The following is a 15,879-nucleotide window of genomic DNA, read 5'->3' as shown; positions in this document are numbered from 1 at the left end:
CGGCGACGCGTCAGAACGCGCGCCGGTGCCTCCCCTGGTAGCGATTGCGGGGCCGCCGACGGTCGAGGGCCACCGCCATGGCCACCGTCCCGACGAACGTGCACGCCAGGACGATCAGCCCGGACGTGACGAGGGCGGCCAGCGTCGCCCCCATCACGCCGCACCCCCGGCGAGGAAGCGAAGCCGCTCGCGCGCCCCGTCGCGGTCGCCGGACCGGAGCGGATACTCGCACCACGCCCGGTCCTGCCGGTCCGCCTCCGCCACGCACGCCCACAGCGTCGGCCCGTACACCACCGGCTCGATCCCCACCGCCCGCTCCCGGTCGGTGAGCCGGTACCGGACGCGCGCGACCCAGAACTCGCCGCTCTCGTCGTACGCCGGCGCGTCCCATCGCGCGGACGCACGGGCCGTAATCTTGTCGTCCATGGGGCGACTCCTTCGCAGTCGTCTCTAGGCCCCGGCGCGACGTAGCCGCGTCGCCCGGGGTCGCTTTCCTGCAGGGTAGCCGCTTGTCCATACTTGTTCATGGACGAGCGTATCTATGTATCCATGTGGTTAGCCTCCTATGGTCGTGATCATGGTGGAGATCGTGGACGGGCCGGTGCCGAAGTACGAGCAGCTCGCCGCGCTTCTACGGCAACGGATCGCGGCCGGCGAGTGGGCGCCGGGGCAGGCGATCCCGTCCGAGACCGTCCTGGAAGGCGAGTTCGGGCTGGCTCGCGGGACGATCCGCAAGGCGATCGCGACGCTTCGCACCGAAGGGGTCATCGTGACCACGCGCGGCAAGGGCTCCTACGTCAAGGAGTAGCTCCGGCCGAACGCAAGCACCGGAGTCTCTTCCCCACACTCAGCGGAACGCGGTCAGCGCGTAGGCAGTGCAGGCCTCGCAAGCCTTTCGACGGCCCGTCCCACCAGTCCCGAGGACAAGCCCACACGGACCGCGCGCCCTCGGTCGTCCCCTGCCGTCAGGACGGGGCAGCAGCCCCTCTCACCCCCGGCGCCCGGACGAATCGCCATCCCTCACCCCGAGCGGGCTTCTGAGGCCCGTCCCACCAGACCGGAGGACAAGTCCAACGGACCGCGCACCCTCGGTCGTCCCCTGCCGTCAGGCCGGGCAGCAGCCCCTCTACCCCGGCGCCCGGACGAAACGCCATCCCTCACCCCGAGCGGGCTTCTGAGGCTGACGAATCCCTTTTCCCTCACCGGTGGCATCTGTAAGCTTTCGCCGTACTCCGCCACGCTGCCGGACACGAACAGGGATGGCGATGCGCGCCCGGTTGGTACGTTCCTCGCCCCGGAGGGTCCGTTCCACGGCCCCCGTACTCGCGACGGTCACCGCATGCGCGCTCGCCGGATGCGGGACGTCCGATTCGTCCGGCGGCGAACTCGACCCGTCCGGCACCTTCGCCACCGGCGCGGCCGCCGCGCCCACCACGGCCGGGGCCGCCCCGTCGGCAGTCCCGACCGCCGAGCTGTACAAGACCGTCCGCGACCGCTACCTCGAGTACCAGAGGGTCTACAAGAAGGCGTACGACAGGAACGACCCGTCCGAACTCGCGTCCGTCGCCGTGAACCCGCTGCTTTCGCAGGTCACCGACGACATCGAGGCGACCGAGGCCGAAGGCGAGATCTGGCGGTTCACGAACACGCACAACCCGCGCGTCTACGGCAAGTCGACCGACGGCACCAAGGTGTACGTCATCGACTGCATCCGGACGCTCGCCGGTTACCGGTACTCCGCCACGACGGGCGAACGTCTCGGCGGCGGCCCCGGCGACGCGTTCCTCTACCGGACGACCGTCCAGTGGGACTCCGGAACCTGGAAGGTCGCCGCGTCCGTCCGGGACGGCGCATGCTGACCGCCACCACCACCGCCACGTCCAACGAAGGACACGCGATGTCTCGACCCCCGTCCCCGTCCCTGTCCCGCCGGCGCCGCACCGCGAAAGCCGTCCTCACCGCCGCCGCCCTCGCCGCCCCGCTCGTCGCCGCCCTCCCGGCAGATGCCGCGCCGTGCCGAAAAGTCAACGGCGACAAGATGGACTGCAATCACGGAATCACGGAACAGGGTTCCTCTGGCGGAGGGAATTCCTCGGGAAGCGGGGGATCCGGCGGCGGTGGAGGCTCTGTGCTCCCTCCACCGCATGAGGGCTTGGTAGGCGAACAGGCACCGGGCTTCGTTCCCGTGGATGCGGGAGCCCCTCCACCTGCCGCGGCACCGCCCGCGACTTGGGAACTCGTGCAGAGGGCCATGGACGCGACCTCGTTCCCGGTACCGAGGGTCCACACGGCGCCGACGGACAGAACCTACGTGCGGACGGAGACGTCGCTCTGGGTCGAGGGGTTCGAGGTCGTGCAGACCGACCCCATCACCGTCGGGGATCAGACGGTCCAGGCGACCGCCACGCCGACGTCGGTGACCTGGGCCCTCGGCGAGAAGGAGGTCGTCTGCGACGACGGCGGCAGCAGGGACGGCGCGACCTGCACCTACACCTACCAGCGGTCGTCGGCGGGGCAGCCCGGAGGGTCCTACAAGATCACGGCGACCGTCGCGTGGGACGTGGCGTGGACGTGCGAGGGCTCGGACTGTGACGCGGAGGGCGGGAGCCTGGGTCAGCAGACCATGACCTCGGTTCCGACGCCGCTCGTCGTGGGTGAGATCCAGACGAACACAGGACGTTGATGCCGCACGGCCGGAGCCTGCCGGGCTACGTCGAGGTCGCCGAGTTGGGCGCGGGCGCCCAAGGTCAGGTCGTCCTCGCCCGGCACGAGACCGGCGGGATACCCGTCGCCATCAAGTACCTCGCCGCTGGGCTGCTCGCTGATGCCACGGCCAGAAGGACGTTCCGCAGCGAGGCGGAAGTCCTCAGGCGGGTGGTCAATGAGCATGTGGCGCGGCTCCTGTACTTCGTGGAGTGGCAGGAGGGCGCCGCGATCATCATGGAGGCGGTCCCGGGCCGATCGCTCCGCCGCGTCCTCGACGAACGCGATGCGCCCCTGCAACCCGAGTCCGCCCTGACGGTGCTGAAGGGTTCGCTGCTCGGCCTGGCGGCGGCTCACGGGGCCGGTGTCGTCCACCGCGACTACAAGCCCGCGAACGTCCTCGTGCAGGACGACGGCCGGAGCAAGCTGATCGACTTCGGCATCGCCGTCCTCGCGGGGCGCGGGGACAAGAGCGGCACGCCCGCGTACATGGCGCCGGAGCAGTGGAACGGCGACCCCGCGACCTCGGCCACGGACGTCTACGCGGCCACATGCGTGTTCGTCGAGTGCATTACCGGCAAGAAGCCGTTCGAGGCGACGACGATCGACGAACTGCGCACCAAGCACATCGAGACTCGACCGTCGCTCGATCGCGTTCCGGAGGAACTGCACCGTCTGATCGAGCGGGGGATGGCGAAGGATCCGTCCGATCGGATGTGGAACGCGCTCGAGTTCGTGCGGGAACTCGAAGAGGTCGCCGTCCGGACGTACGGGCCCGACTGGGAGCGGCGCGGGCTGGTCGCGCTCGGTGCGGTGGCGGCCCTCGTCGGGACGGCCGTGCCGCTGACCATGTTCGGCGCCGCCGTCCTGGCTCCGGGCGCGTCCGGGCTGGGCGCCGGAGCGGGCTCCGGCGCCGTCGCCTCGGGGGCGGCCGGTCAGGCGGCTTCGGGCGCCGGATACGTCCAGGGTGCCGCGACGGCGGATGTCGTCGGCAAGGCCGCCGGATCGACTTCCAAGGGCTTCCTGTCCAAGCTGGGCGGAGGCAAGGGCATCGCGGGCATCGGAACGGCGGGGGCCGGAGCCGTCATCGCGGGTTGGCTGTTCTGGCCGTCGCCGCCGGACACCGGAGGCGTGAGCCGTGGCGCGGTGCATGGATACTTCACGAACCCTGGAGTTCTCCTTGGCTCGCCGAACATGCCCGCGTCCGAGACGCCGTGGATGGACCTGAAGCTGTCGGTGACACCTGCCAGGGCCGAAGCCGGGTCGCGGGTCGAGTTCGTCGTGCAGTTCCGTGCCAGGACGCCGTCGGGTGGCGCCTACCTCCCCAACGGGCAGCGGCAATGCCACGGGGAGGACTCGAACCACCCGGACGTAGCACGCGAGTACTCCTTCGGGTTCGGCGGCGGCTACGTGGCGCAAGAGCAGAACGAGCAAGCCGCCATCCTGGCGCTCTACCCCTCTCCACCGGCGAATCGTGACGATCCTCCCAAGGACGCGAACGCCATCACCCTGCCCACATCGAGAAACGTGACCGGAGAGGCACAGCCGTACGTCGCCGCCCAGTGTGCCTATATGAGCAGTTGGACGGAGACCCGGACGGTCACACTGCCCGGGCCGGAGACGGTGCCACCGGGCAGGTACCTCGTCGCCCCGTCCGTGCCGGCCCGGTTGGGCGATACCACGCTCGATGGGCAGCCGATCCCTCCCGAGTCGGCCGGGGCTGTGACCGAAGGGCGGTTGCCGGTGCTGGAGGTGTTGGAGGACGGGTGACGGGGCGGCGCCCAGGGCACTGCGAGGCCGACTTCATGACCGCCGGCAGCACGTCCCACCCCACGACCGTCCCTCCGGGAACGGACGGTCCCTCCGGGGAACCGACCGAAACCCCGGCAATCGCGCCCCCACGGGCCATGGGAGCATGCCTGCCGGGAGGGGCGCGCTCTTGTCGGTGTTCAAACGCTCGGCGTACGGCTTGATCGGCGTGGTCTGCCTGGTGCTGGGGCTGGCACTCGCGGCGACCGCGGTGATGATCGGGCTGGCGATCGGGGACGCCCCCGAGAGGTTCGACCGCCGGACCGTGGCCGTGGTGGCCGAGATCGTGCAGACGGGTGGTGGCGGGCCGCACGGGGGGCGCACGGAGGTGGAGGTGTCCTACGAGGCCGACGGCAGACGGATCACCACAAGGCTTCCGGGCGCGAGCGGCCAAGGGCTGAGCACCGGAGACAGGGTGGAGGTCTTCTACCGGAGCGACGAGCCCGGCCGGGTCTCGACGGAGGCCGACGAGGAACCGCTCGGGCTCGGGACCGGAATCGCCGTCATCGCCGCCGTCGTGGTCATGAGCGCGTTGCCCTTCACCGCATGCTGGGGTCTCTTCGCCGTCGCGGCGGGCAAGCGGAAGTCCTTCCTCTCCGTCTGACCGATCGATCTCCAGGCCCCTGGACGCCCACCCGTAAAGAAACGGTAAACGCCTGTTGGCAGGTTGAGTCCCACGCAGGCGGCCGACACGGGTCGGGCAGCCGGTACCGGAAGGAAGACGGATGGCTCGAGAGCTGGTCTACACGGGGTTCATGTCGCTCGACGGTGTGCTGGACTCGCCGGGAAGCGAGACCGAGGGGCACCGCAACGGCGGCTGGGTGGCGCAGACCACGTTCGTGCCGGAGGCGTTCTCGCTCAAGGGCGAGGAGCTGGCCGACACGACGGCGCTGATGTTCGGTCGGCGCAGCTACGACGCCTTCGCGCCGATCTGGCCGGGGTCGGAGGACCACGCGGCGTACAAGGACCTTCCCAAGTACGTGGTGTCCACGACGCTCGCCGACGACGAGCTGGTCGACGGCTGGGGGTCGATCACCGTCCTGCGCTCGGTCGAGGACGTCGCGGCACTCAAGCGGGAGGAGGGCGGGGCGATCTTCATTCACGGGAGTGCGGAGCTGGCCCGGCGGCTGGGCGAGGCGGACCTGATCGACCGCTACAACCTGCTGGTCTTCCCCGTGCTGCTCGGAGGCGGCAAGGGCCTGTTCGGCCGGGGGGACGTGGACAAGCGGAATCTGGAGCTCCGGGAGTCCGCCGCCTACGCCAACGGCGTCGCCAAGCTCGTGTACGACGTGGTGCGGTGACGGCGGCGGGACGGACGCCGGTGTGGAGGCGCTCGGGGACGGGTGCCGGGCGGCGAGGAGCCCGGGGCATCCGGGGGCCGCTGCTATGATCGCCGCCATCGCGCGGGGCGGCGGCAACGTCACCAGGATCATCGCCGGACGGATCGGCGATCCGCTTCTCTCCCCCGGCTCCCCCGCGCCGCGGCCCGTCGCCGCGCGCCCGACAACCGCATAGGAGACCGGTCGTCCGGTGGTCCGCGGCGGCGCCCGCGGGTCCCGCGGTGGTCTCCGTCCGTCGCACGTCCAGAGTTAGGTTCCCGGTGTTGCTCTCCCCCAGGTTCGGCCGTCGTCCGGAGGCAGGCTCGCTGTGGGCCGCCGCGCGGGGCAACCGGCTGTTCACGGTGGTGCTGCTCGCCGGGGTGCTGCTCCGGGTGGTGACGATGCTCGGTTTCCCGCCGGCGCTGTGGTTCAACGACAGCTACGACTTCCTGCGGATCGCGAACGATCCGTTCCCGCACCAGCTCCGGCCGTCCGGGTACGGGGTGTTCCTGTGGCTGCTGAAGCCGTTCCACAGCCTGGCGCTGGTGACGGTCCTGCAGCACGCGGCGGTCGTGGGGATCGCGGTGCTGGGCTACCGGATGCTGGTCCGCGACTTCGACGTGCGGCGGCACTGGGCGGCGCTCGCGGTGGCGCCGGTGCTGCTGGACGCCTTCCAGATCGAGCTCGAGCATCTGCTGCTGTCGGACACGCTGTTCACGGTGCTGGTGTTCGGGGCGATGCTGCTGATGGCCCGTCCCGGCGCGACGGGCTGGCGGCGGGCGGCGCTGGTGGGGGCGCTGCTGGGGCTGGCGTCGGTGACCCGGACGGTCGGCGTGCCGCTGTTCGTCATCGTGGTGGTGTACCTGCTGCTGCGGCGGACGCGGTGGACGACGTACGTGGCGCTCGGGGCGGCGTTCGTCGTTCCGCTCGGGAGTTACGCGGCGTGGTACGCGTCGGAGCACGGCCGGTTCGGGATGAGCGGCGTGGACGGGATCTTCCTGTGGGGGCGGACGGCGGCGTTCGCCGACTGCGACGCGCACCGGCCGCCGCCGGAGCTGGCGCGGCTGTGCCCGTACGGGGCGCCGGGCGACCGGCCCGCGTCCTCGCACCAGATCTGGGAGGCGAACTCGCCGACGGGCTGGAGGGACGGGCAGCCGTTCCCGGCGGAGACGAACGCGCTGGCGCAACAATTCGCGATGTGGGCGATCATGAACCAGCCGCTCGACTACGTGCGGGTGGTGGCGTACGACTTCTTCGTCCGGACGTTCGCGTGGAACCGCGAGCAGTACCCGACGGTGGGGACGGAGGCGCGCTACCACTTCCCCACCGAGGTGCGGGAGCACCAGGACCTGCCGCTGATCGGGGGCGGGCACCGGATCTCCACCGTCCGGGAGTACGCGCACGGTTCGGGCGAGACGCGGATCGTGGGCCCGTACGCGGACGTCATGCGCTGGTACCAGGAGCACGTGCGGGTGCCGGGGACGGTGCTGGGGCTGGTGCTGCTGGCGGGCGCGGCCGGGTTGGCGCTGCGGCGGGCGCGGCCGCGGACGTTCCTGTTCTGGTCGTCGGCGGTGACGCTGCTGGCGGTGCCGCCGATCACGGTGGACTTCGACTACCGGTACATGCTGCCCGCGATGCCGTTCGCGTGCTTCGCGGCGGCCGTCGCGTGGGGACGCGGGCGTGCGGCGGGGCCGTCGCGGCGGGACGGGAAGCCGGACGGGCCGGGCGTGGAGCGGGAGCCCGACGCCGAGCCCGCGCGCACCTGACACGGACCGATCGACGCCCGCCCATTCAGTGCTGTTCGCACCACAAAACGCGCTTGGCGACGAACACGGGCACCCGCACACTCGGGCCCGTTTTGGAGCCTGCTAGCGTCTGCCGCGCCGTGGTGAACGGGAAACCGGTGCGGAACCGGTGCGGCCCTCGCCACTGTGATCGGGAAGTGGTGCGCCGTTCGCTCGCGAGCGGGCCACTGGGGCTGCGGCCCCGGGAAGGCAGGCGCACCGCGGTATCACCCGTCAGCCAGGAGACCGGCCACGGCACTGTGCAGTCCGTTCCACGAGGTTCTGGAAGGGCGGGTCGACCCGTGTCGAATCTATCCGTGCGCTCCCGTATCGGCGCCGTGTTCATCTCCGCGGGTCTCCTCGCGGCCACCGGCTGCGGCGCCCCCGAGGCGGAACAGGCGGCGGGAGAGGGTGCGATCAGCCGCACCAACTGCGGCATCGAGGTCGCGGTGGACGGCCCGCCGGAGCGGATCTACGCCCTCTACCAGCCCGGCATCGAGATGGCGCACGCGCTGGGCGTCTCCGACCGGCTGGTCGGGACGGCGTTCCTGGACGCCGTGGTGCTGCCGGAGTACGCCGACGCGCACGCGAAGGTCGAGTACGTGCCCACCCTCCCGAGCCGGGAGGCGATGCTGGAGACCAACCCGGACTTCGTCCTGTCCGGCTACCAGAACGTCTTCGCCGAGGACGGCTCCAACTCGGTCGGGACGCGCGCGAGCCTGCGCGAACTCGGTGTGCAGAGCTGGATCTTCAGCCCGCTGTGCCCGACCGGGGACGGACGCTCGGACCTGGCGGTCGACCCGGCCTCGGTCGACGTCGAAATGGTCTACGAAGACCTGCGCGGCCTCGGGGCGCTGCTCGGCGTCGAGGAGAACGCGGAGAAGGTGATCGCCGGCCTGAAGAAGCGGATCGCCGCCGTGGAGCAGAAGGTCGCCGGCGTCGAGGAGCGGCCGACCGTGGCGATCGTCTCGCCGAGAGAGGGCGGCGGCTACCGGGTCGCCAGCGGGATCGACTTCGGCACGTGGATCATCGAGCGGGCGGGCGGCACCAACGTCTTCGACGACCTGAGCAAGGAACGCAACATGGACGTCGGCGTCGAGGAACTGGTCAAGCGGAACCCGGACGTCATCCTCAGCGACCTGTGCTGCGACACGAAGTACACGCGGGACGACGCCCGGAGCGAGGTCGAGGCCATCATGGACGACCCGGCGCTGGCGGGGGTCACGGCGGTCACCGAGAAGCAGGTCCACCCGTTCCTGTTCGCCGACCGGGCGGCCGGTGTCCGGGCCGCGCACAGCATCGAACTCGTCGCGTCGATCCTTCACCCCGAGCTGTTCGGGGAGTGACCGGTGGCAGGCGTCGACACGACGACGGCCACCGGACGCCCCGCGCCGCGCGCGCGGGGCGAACGCGGCAGCGGGGTGCTGGCGAACGGGTACACCCGGACCGCGGGGCTGCTGCTCGCTGCGGTCGGGCTGGTGGCCGCGTGCACGCTGTCGCTGATGGTCGGGAACTACCCGGTCTCCCCGGCCGAGGCCCTCGCCGGCCTGACGGGGACGGTGGACGGCGAGGCCGACCGGATCGTGCGGACCGTGCGGGTGCCGCGCACCCTCACCGGCGTCCTCGCCGGGATCGCCCTCGGCATCGCGGGCGCGGTCATGCAGGGGCTGACCCGCAACCCGCTGGCGGGCCCGGGCATCCTCGGCGTCAACGCGGGCGCGTCCCTCGCCGTGGTGGTCGCGATGGCCGCGCTCGGGGTGACCGCCCTGAGCGGCTACCTGTGGTTCGCGTTCGCCGGCGCCGCGGTGTCGGCGGTGTTCGTGTTCTTCCTCGGCTCGCTCGGCGGCGGGGGCGCGACACCGGTGAAGCTCGCGCTGGCGGGGGCGGCGTTCACGGCGATGGCCGGGTCGGTGACCACCGGCATCACCCTGCTCGACTCCGCCACGCTGGAGCAGTACCGGTACTGGGTCATCGGCTCGCTCACCCGCGCGGACACCGCCGACCTGCTGCACGCCGCGCCGTTCCTGGCCACCGGGGTCGGCCTGGCCGCGGCCGTGAGCCGCGGCCTCAACATGGTCGCGCTCGGCGAGGACATGGCCCGCAGTCTCGGCACGCGGCTGGCCGCCACGCGGACGCTCGCCGCACTGTCGATCATGCTGCTGGCGGGGGCCGCGACCGCGATCGCCGGGCCCGTCGCGTTCGTCGGCCTCGCCGTCCCGCACATCGCACGCGCCCTCACCGGACCGGACTACCGGTGGATCCTGCCGTGGTGCGTGCTGCTCGCGCCCGCCGTCCTCCTGGTCGCGGACGTGCTCGGCAGGGTGCTCGTCCGGCCCGAGCAGGTGCAGGTCGGCATCGTCACGGGGCTGGTGGGCGCCCCGTTCTTCCTCTACCTGGTCCGCAACCGGAAGGTGGCGCAGCTGTGATCTCCACCGGTCCGCGGACCATGCTCCTGCGCACGCCCGGCGCCGGGGTCGTGTTCCGGCTCGACCGGCGCTCGACCGCCCTGACGGTGATCGCGTGGCTGCTCGCCGCGGCGCTGGCGGCGCTGTCGCTGACGCTGGGCCAGTTCGACATCGGGTTCGGCCGGGTGCTGGAGGTGCTGGCCGGGGGCGGCACGCTGATCGAGTACGACGTCGTCGTGCGGAACCGGACGCCGCGCGCCGTCACCGCACTGGGCGTCGGGGCCTGCTTCGCGCTGTCCGGCGCGATCCTGCAGCGGATCGCGACGAACCCGCTGGTCAGTCCCGACGTGATCGGGGTGAACTCGGGCGCCGCGGTCGGCGCGCTGATCGTGCTGACCGTCCTCGGCGGCGGCGGGGCCCGCACCGTGCTGGGCGCGCTCACCGGGGCGTTCCTGACCGCGGCGGCGATCTTCGTGGTCTCGATCAAGCGCGGGCTGAACGGCTACCGGCTCGTCCTGGCCGGCATCGGGATCGCGGCGATGCTGAGCTCGGCGATCTCGTACCTGCTGATCCAGGCGAACTACTACACCGTGCAGGCGGCCACGGCGTGGCTGACCGGCAGTCTCGCCAACCGCGACTGGTCCCACGTCGGCATGGTCGGGGCGGCGCTCGCCCTGGCCGTGCCCGCGCTGCTCGTGCTGGCGCGCCGGCTGCGGCTGCTGGAACTCGGGGACGACCTCGCGAAGGTGCTGTCCGGGGACGCGCTGCGCGCCAAGCTCGCCCTGGTGCTGGTCGCCGTGGGGCTCGCCGCCCTGGCGACGGCGGCGGCCGGGCCGATCGGGTTCGTCGCGCTCGTCGCGCCGCAGATCGTCCGCAGGCTGCTGCCCGGACGGCACGTCGCGCTCGGCCCCGCCGCCGCGGTCGGCGCCCTGCTGGTGATCGCCTCCGACCTGGCGGCCCGGCTGCTGTTCACCCCGGCGGAACTGCCCGTCGGGGTGGTGACCGGCGTCCTCGGCGCCCCGGTCCTGCTGTACCTGCTCGCACGCGCCAACAAGATCGGACATGCGGGATGACCATCTCCGAAACCGCCGCCGAGAGCGGTACCGCCACGCTGGCCGCCGACGCTCTCAGCCTCGGCTACGGCCCGCATCTCGTCGTCGACCGGATCACGATGACGCTGCCGCCCGGGGAGATCACCGCGATCGTCGGGGCGAACGGATGCGGCAAGTCGACCCTGCTGCGCGGGCTCGCCCGCCTGCTCGCCCCGCGCGGCGGCGGCGTCCTGCTCGACGGCGCCGACATCTCCCGGCTGCCCGCCAGGACCGTCGCGCGGCGGCTCGGGCTGCTGCCGCAGCAGCCCATCGCGCCGGACGGCATCACCGTCGCCGAACTCGTCGGCCGGGGCCGGCACCCCCATCAGCGCTGGTTCCGCCAGTTCAGCGACGCCGACGACGAGGCGATCACGGCGGCGATGGACGCGACCGGCGTGACGGAGCTGGCGCAGCGTCCGGTCGACGAACTTTCCGGCGGGCAGCGGCAGCGCGTGTGGATCGCGCTCGCCCTCGCCCAGGACCCGCGGATCATGCTGCTGGACGAGCCCACGACCTACCTGGACCTCGCGCACCAGGTCGACGTGCTCGAACTGCTGACCGAGCTGAACGCCGCGTCCGACCGGACCGTCGTGCTGGTGCTGCACGACCTCAACCTCGCATGCCGCTACGCGCACCACCTCATCGCCATGAAGGACGGCGCGATCGCCGCGCAGGGGACGCCGCCGGACGTCATCACCCCCGAAACCGTCGAATCGGTCTTCTCGCTGCCCTGCGAGGTGATCGACGACCCGCTGACCGGCACACCGCTCGTGCTGCCCCGCCCCTCCCCCCGGCGCACCGCTCGGCGGAAATGAGGGACGTCCGCGCAACGTCATCCCCCGTCACGGGCAAGGCACGTGCCGCGCGCCCAAGACTCAGACACACCTGAGTACTTATACGGATAACGCTGGCGATTCCGACCTGCGAATGTGAACGTGTGCGCCGACTTCTGATCTTCCCCGTCCTGCCGCTGCTCGCCGTGACGTCCTGCGGGGTCGCGGGCGGGACGGCCGAGGGACGGGCGGCCGACGACGCCCGCGCGACGGCCCGCGAGGTCGCACGGGAGCTGTACGACGCGGCGGACCGGCCCGCGCAGGACATCGGGCATCTCGCGGACGACATCGAGGGCGTCGAGGTGCTCCGGGTGCGGCCGGACGGGCGGGCCGGTGCGGCGATCGTCGTCCGGGTGTCCGGAACCGGGAGGGAAGGATGGCCGAACGAGCAGCAGACCGTCACCCTCCGGCGATGCTTCGAGCTGCGGGTCACCGAGGAGGCGGAGTGGGACGCCGAGCCGGACGGCGTCGAGTGCCCGGCGCGCGCGCCGCTGACGTTCGCGCCGTGGCCCGAGGATCCCGAGATCCCGTCCGTGGAGGAGATCGGGCGCGCGCTGCCGAAGGTGCCGAAGGGCGGCACGGTGCGCGAGGCGGAGGTGCGGGAGGCGGTCGAGGACCTCGGCCTCGATCCGGGGATCAAGGTGCAGGTGGGGTCCTTCCCGACGGTGGCCGGTGTGGTCGGCGTCGTCCTGACGGTCAAGCCGTACTTCGGCGACGCGCTCGACTGCACGGTCGCCCGCGTCGCGCCGGGCGGGACGAACGTGTGGATACCGCCGCGCGTCCAGCGGTTGCCGGGCGAGGGGGGCTGCTTCCTGGGGAACGCCGTCAACCCCCTGCCGCCGCCGCACTGAGCACCGCACCGAGGCGTGTCCTGGTGTGGCCGGTGCCGCCGCGAAGCGGGGGCCCGGCGCGGGTGATCTTGTTAGATTGGCGGGGACGGAAGGACCCCCCTTGAACGAACTGGTGCGCTGGGAGACCGAGCAGGGCAGCGTCGTCGTCGAGATGGACCCGGACGACCCGGGGTTCGACTCGGTGTCGCGGGGCGACGGCGTCCTGCGGGACGCGGGCGCGCGGTTCGAGGACGCGCTGCACAGCGTGCGGGACGCGGCCGAGTCGGCGCTCGCGACGCTGCGGGACGGTGCGCTGAAGCCGGACGTGCTGGAGCTGGAGTTCGGCGTCAAACTCAACGCGGAGGCGGGGGCCGTCATCGCCAAGACGTCCGTCGAGGGGCACCTGAAGGTCAAGATGACGTGGGGCCGTCCGGTCGACCCCGGAGCGGGCGACGAGGAGGCGTGACCGCCGGTGGGCGACCTGGATTGGCGCGCGTGGGTGGGCGGCGCGGGCGGCGGGAAGCTCGGGGCGGCGTTCCTGGTCACCCCGACGCGGTTGCTGACCTGCGCGCACACCGTCCAGGGCAGGGACGAGGCGCGCGTGGGCTTCCCGGGCCTCGCCGAGGACCTGCCCGCGAAGGTCGTCCGGTGCGGTGACTGGGCGCGGCCCGGGGACCCCGGCGACGTCGCGGTGCTCGAGCTGGCCGAACCGGTCCCGTGGCGTCCCGCGGTCTTCGCCGACCCGGCCGCGGCGTCCGGCGGGTGGTTCGGCGTGTGCGGGTTCCCGGACACGCGCGACGGCGCCGAGCGGCACGCGACCGTGATCACGGACCCTGCCTGGTCGAGGCGGCGGGAGTGGCAGGAGATCCGGACCGGCCCGAACGACGTCCTCCAGGCCGGGTTCAGCGGCTCCGCCGTCTACGACACCGGGACCGGCGAGGTCATCGGCATGGTGACGAACGCCGAGAAGCGCGGCGGTGCCGACCGCGGCTGGATGCTCCCCGTCTCCCGGATCCGGCTGTACTGGGAGGAACTGGACGACCTGCTGCCGCTGTCGTGGCTGACCGCGACCGCCCGCCGGGAGCTGCGCGAGCTGCTGGCCGGGATCGCGTGCGACGAGTCGATGGCCGCCGACGTCGCCGGGGCGACCGGGCGGCCCCGGGCGGACGGGTTCCGGTCCGCGTGGGACGCGGTCCGGTACGTGGCCGAGGGCTGGCCGCAGGACCGGCTCGTCCGGTTCCTCGGCGGCTTCGGCCGGCACCTGCCGGAGGCGCGGCGGCGGCCGCTCGCCGGCTGGACTGGACGGCACCTGCCCGCGGCCCCCGCGGACGAGCCGGGCGCCGCTCCCCCGTCGGTCATCGTGCGGCTGGAGCGGCAGACGTTCGACGACGCCTTCGACCTGACCGTGCAGACCTGGGTGGGCGGCGCCGTCGGAACGTCCCGCAACGTGGGAAAGGTGCAGGAGAAGGGGGTGCGGCGCGCCGTCGAGACGGCCGTCGCCGAGGCGGCCGGCACGCTGGACGCCCTCGACTACATGATCGAGTTCGCGGTGCCGGAGAAGCTGCTGGGCAGGCCGTTCGAGCAGTGGTACGCCGACCCCGTCAGCAAGATCCAGATGCGGAAGTTCCCGGTGGTCGTCCGCGACGTGCAGCGGCTGCACCCCGGCTCGATCCGCCGCAACCTGGCCTGGCGCCGCTGGCGGACGCTGACCGACCGCGGGTGCGCCGAGCCGGAGACCGTCGGGTGCGACACCCCGCGCAGGGGCGGCGACTTCGAGGACCGGCTCGAAGCCAACCCGCACTACGCCGTCCTCGTGTACGGGACGAAACCGGTGAAACCGTGGCTGACCGCCGCGCTGAACAACGGCATCCCGGTCATGCTGTGGCCGCGGACGGCCTGCGACGGCGCCTCGCACGACGACTGCCCGGGGAACCGCCTGTCCGGCGAGCTGTCGTCGGCCGTCCGCGGCGAGCAGCCGGGCGACCTGCCGCGCGTCGCGCACCGGCTGCGCCAGCAGGCGCGCGGCGCCCCGAAGGGCGAGCCGCACTGCGGCCGCGACCTGACGATGCTGTGGGACGACCCGTCCCGGCTCCCCGACCCGCCGCTCGCGATGGAGGCATAGTGCCCGACTGGCTGCTGTACACCGGGAGCCGCGAACCGCACGACGGCGTCGACCGGCTGCCCGACCCGCCGCCGTGGCGCGCGTTCGACGGCGGGCCCGTCCTGCCCCACCCGGACGGCGGGCCGGGCGACCCGCACCAGGCGACGACCTACCTGCCGTCGGACGACGCGGTCCAGCAGGTCAACGCGGCCCTGTACCTGCGGCGCCCGCTGCTGGTGACGGGCCCGCCCGGCACGGGCAAGTCGACGCTCGCGTACGCGGTGGCGCACGAACTCGGACTCGGGCCCGTCCTGCACTGGCCCATCACGAGCCGGACGACGCTGCGCGACGGGCTGTACCAGTACGACCCGCTGACCCGCCTGTACGCGGCGAGCCACGACCGGATGCCGGACGATGACGACATCGGCCGCTTCATCCGGCTCGGGCCTCTGGGGACGGCGCTGCTCCCCTACGGGCGCCCGCGCGTGCTGCTGGTCGACGAGATCGACAAGAGCGACATCGACCTGCCGAACGACCTCCTCACGATCTTCGAGAAGGGCGCGTACGAGATCGCCGAGCTGACCCGGCGCGCGGACACCTCCGCCGAGGTCATGACGGCCGACGGCCCGTCCGCCACGATCACCCGCGGGACCGTCCGGTGCCGCGCGTTCCCGTTCGTCGTGCTGACCAGCAACGGCGAGCGCGAGTTCCCGCCCGCGTTCCTGCGCCGCTGCGTGACCGTCGAGCTGCGGCAGCCCGCGGGCGAGGCCGAACTCGCGGCGATCGTCCGCGAGCACCTCGGCCCGCTCGCCGACCGCAGCGACGACCTCGTGCGCCGGTTCCTCGAACGCTCGTCCGCCGGAACCCTCGCGACCGACCAGCTCCTCAACGCCGTCTACCTGTGCCGGCACGCCGACGCCGAGGACCGCCGGGCGCTCGCCGACCGGATCATGCCGTACCTGACGGCACCGATCGACGATGAGTGACCGGCGACGATGAGCGAC

General features: G+C 72.4%; 17 protein-coding genes and 1 riboswitch. Of the genes, 15 read left to right on the top strand and 2 right to left on the bottom strand.

All coding sequences use genetic code 11. The features are described 5' to 3' along the window. Positions 1–10 precede the first annotated feature (10 nt). On the bottom strand, positions 11–154 hold the full coding sequence (locus F7P10_RS42785; protein ID WP_176611728.1) for a hypothetical protein: 144 nt from the start codon (positions 152–154) through the stop codon (positions 11–13). Continuing rightward, positions 154–426 carry a hypothetical protein gene (locus F7P10_RS30975; protein WP_151014706.1) on the bottom strand — a complete coding sequence of 91 codons (273 nt, stop codon included), beginning with the start codon at positions 424–426 and terminating at the stop codon, positions 154–156. The genes F7P10_RS42785 and F7P10_RS30975 overlap by 1 nt, the downstream gene beginning before the upstream one ends. A gap of 151 nt (positions 427–577) precedes the next feature. Here F7P10_RS30975 and F7P10_RS30970 point away from each other — a divergent pair, with 151 nt between their 5' ends. From F7P10_RS30970 to F7P10_RS30900, 15 genes are all read left to right on the top strand, one after another. After that, complete coding sequence (locus F7P10_RS30970) at positions 578–808, top strand: GntR family transcriptional regulator (RefSeq protein WP_218040198.1); 231 nt, start codon at positions 578–580, stop codon at positions 806–808. Positions 809–1,265: 457 nt separating this feature from the next. After that, on the top strand, positions 1,266–1,859 hold the full coding sequence (locus F7P10_RS45175) for a hypothetical protein (protein ID WP_176611727.1): 594 nt from the start codon (positions 1,266–1,268) through the stop codon (positions 1,857–1,859). 452 nt (positions 1,860–2,311) lie between these two features. After that, positions 2,312–2,683, top strand: a complete 372-nt coding sequence (locus F7P10_RS30960; RefSeq protein WP_151014697.1) for a hypothetical protein — start codon at positions 2,312–2,314, stop codon at positions 2,681–2,683. A 44-nt stretch (positions 2,684–2,727) separates the two neighbouring features. Further along, positions 2,728–4,473, top strand: coding sequence for a serine/threonine-protein kinase (locus tag F7P10_RS30955; RefSeq protein ID WP_176611726.1), 1,746 nt, complete (start codon positions 2,728–2,730; stop codon positions 4,471–4,473). A 145-nt stretch (positions 4,474–4,618) separates the two neighbouring features. Further along, positions 4,619–5,116 carry a DUF3592 domain-containing protein gene (locus tag F7P10_RS30950; RefSeq protein ID WP_151014691.1) on the top strand — a complete coding sequence of 166 codons (498 nt, stop codon included), beginning with the start codon at positions 4,619–4,621 and terminating at the stop codon, positions 5,114–5,116. 121 nt (positions 5,117–5,237) lie between these two features. After that, positions 5,238–5,813 carry a dihydrofolate reductase family protein gene (locus F7P10_RS30945; RefSeq protein WP_151014688.1) on the top strand — a complete coding sequence of 192 codons (576 nt, stop codon included), beginning with the start codon at positions 5,238–5,240 and terminating at the stop codon, positions 5,811–5,813. 302 nt (positions 5,814–6,115) lie between these two features. Continuing rightward, a complete protein-coding gene (locus F7P10_RS42775) occupies positions 6,116–7,597 on the top strand; it encodes a hypothetical protein (protein ID WP_176611725.1) in 1,482 nt (493 codons plus the stop codon). Positions 7,598–7,700: 103 nt separating this feature from the next. Next, positions 7,701–7,885, top strand: a riboswitch (cobalamin riboswitch). Between the two features lie 47 nt (positions 7,886–7,932). Further along, complete coding sequence (locus F7P10_RS30935; RefSeq protein ID WP_254716115.1) at positions 7,933–8,961, top strand: ABC transporter substrate-binding protein; 1,029 nt, start codon at positions 7,933–7,935, stop codon at positions 8,959–8,961. 3 nt (positions 8,962–8,964) lie between these two features. Further along, positions 8,965–10,041, top strand: coding sequence for an iron ABC transporter permease (locus F7P10_RS30930; RefSeq protein ID WP_218040197.1), 1,077 nt, complete (start codon positions 8,965–8,967; stop codon positions 10,039–10,041). Further along, positions 10,038–11,093 (top strand): iron chelate uptake ABC transporter family permease subunit, encoded by a 1,056-nt coding sequence (locus tag F7P10_RS30925; protein ID WP_254716114.1) that lies wholly within the window; start codon positions 10,038–10,040, stop codon positions 11,091–11,093. The genes F7P10_RS30930 and F7P10_RS30925 overlap by 4 nt, the downstream gene beginning before the upstream one ends. Next, positions 11,090–11,926, top strand: coding sequence for an ABC transporter ATP-binding protein (locus tag F7P10_RS30920; RefSeq protein ID WP_151014683.1), 837 nt, complete (start codon positions 11,090–11,092; stop codon positions 11,924–11,926). Before F7P10_RS30925 ends, F7P10_RS30920 begins: the two co-directional genes overlap by 4 nt. A 122-nt stretch (positions 11,927–12,048) precedes the next feature. Next, a complete protein-coding gene (locus F7P10_RS30915) occupies positions 12,049–12,795 on the top strand; it encodes a translation initiation factor IF-2 (RefSeq protein ID WP_151014680.1) in 747 nt (248 codons plus the stop codon). A 100-nt stretch (positions 12,796–12,895) separates the two neighbouring features. Beyond that, entirely contained in the window at positions 12,896–13,240 is a 345-nt protein-coding gene (locus F7P10_RS30910; RefSeq protein WP_151014677.1) for a CU044_2847 family protein, read from the top strand. 6 nt (positions 13,241–13,246) lie between these two features. After that, positions 13,247–14,896: a trypsin-like peptidase domain-containing protein gene (locus tag F7P10_RS30905; protein WP_151014674.1), complete on the top strand. Its 1,650-nt coding sequence runs from the start codon at positions 13,247–13,249 to the stop codon at positions 14,894–14,896. Beyond that, positions 14,896–15,861 carry a MoxR family ATPase gene (locus F7P10_RS30900; RefSeq protein ID WP_151014671.1) on the top strand — a complete coding sequence of 322 codons (966 nt, stop codon included), beginning with the start codon at positions 14,896–14,898 and terminating at the stop codon, positions 15,859–15,861. The genes F7P10_RS30905 and F7P10_RS30900 overlap by 1 nt, the downstream gene beginning before the upstream one ends. Positions 15,862–15,879: the final 18 nt, after the last annotated feature.

The sequence above is a fragment of the Actinomadura sp. WMMB 499 genome (assembly GCF_008824145.1).
Lineage (GTDB): Bacteria > Actinomycetota > Actinomycetes > Streptosporangiales > Streptosporangiaceae > Spirillospora.
The sequence above is the reverse complement of the archived record's forward strand: the minus strand, read 5'-3'. Positions and strand labels throughout refer to the sequence as shown.

What these genes read in the sequence shown, in the direction of transcription:
- F7P10_RS30920 (WP_151014683.1), top strand. Translation starts at nt 11,090, where the DNA reads ATGACCATCTCCGAAACCGCCGCCGAGAGCGGTACCGCCACGCTGGCC.
- F7P10_RS42785 (WP_176611728.1), bottom strand. Translation starts at nt 154, where the DNA reads ATGGGGGCGACGCTGGCCGCCCTCGTCACGTCCGGGCTGATCGTCCTG.
- F7P10_RS30970 (WP_218040198.1), top strand. Translation starts at nt 578, where the DNA reads ATGGTGGAGATCGTGGACGGGCCGGTGCCGAAGTACGAGCAGCTCGCC.
- F7P10_RS30975 (WP_151014706.1), bottom strand. Translation starts at nt 426, where the DNA reads ATGGACGACAAGATTACGGCCCGTGCGTCCGCGCGATGGGACGCGCCG.
- F7P10_RS30945 (WP_151014688.1), top strand. Translation starts at nt 5,238, where the DNA reads ATGGCTCGAGAGCTGGTCTACACGGGGTTCATGTCGCTCGACGGTGTG.
- F7P10_RS45175 (WP_176611727.1), top strand. Translation starts at nt 1,266, where the DNA reads ATGCGCGCCCGGTTGGTACGTTCCTCGCCCCGGAGGGTCCGTTCCACG.
- F7P10_RS30950 (WP_151014691.1), top strand. Translation starts at nt 4,619, where the DNA reads ATGCCTGCCGGGAGGGGCGCGCTCTTGTCGGTGTTCAAACGCTCGGCG.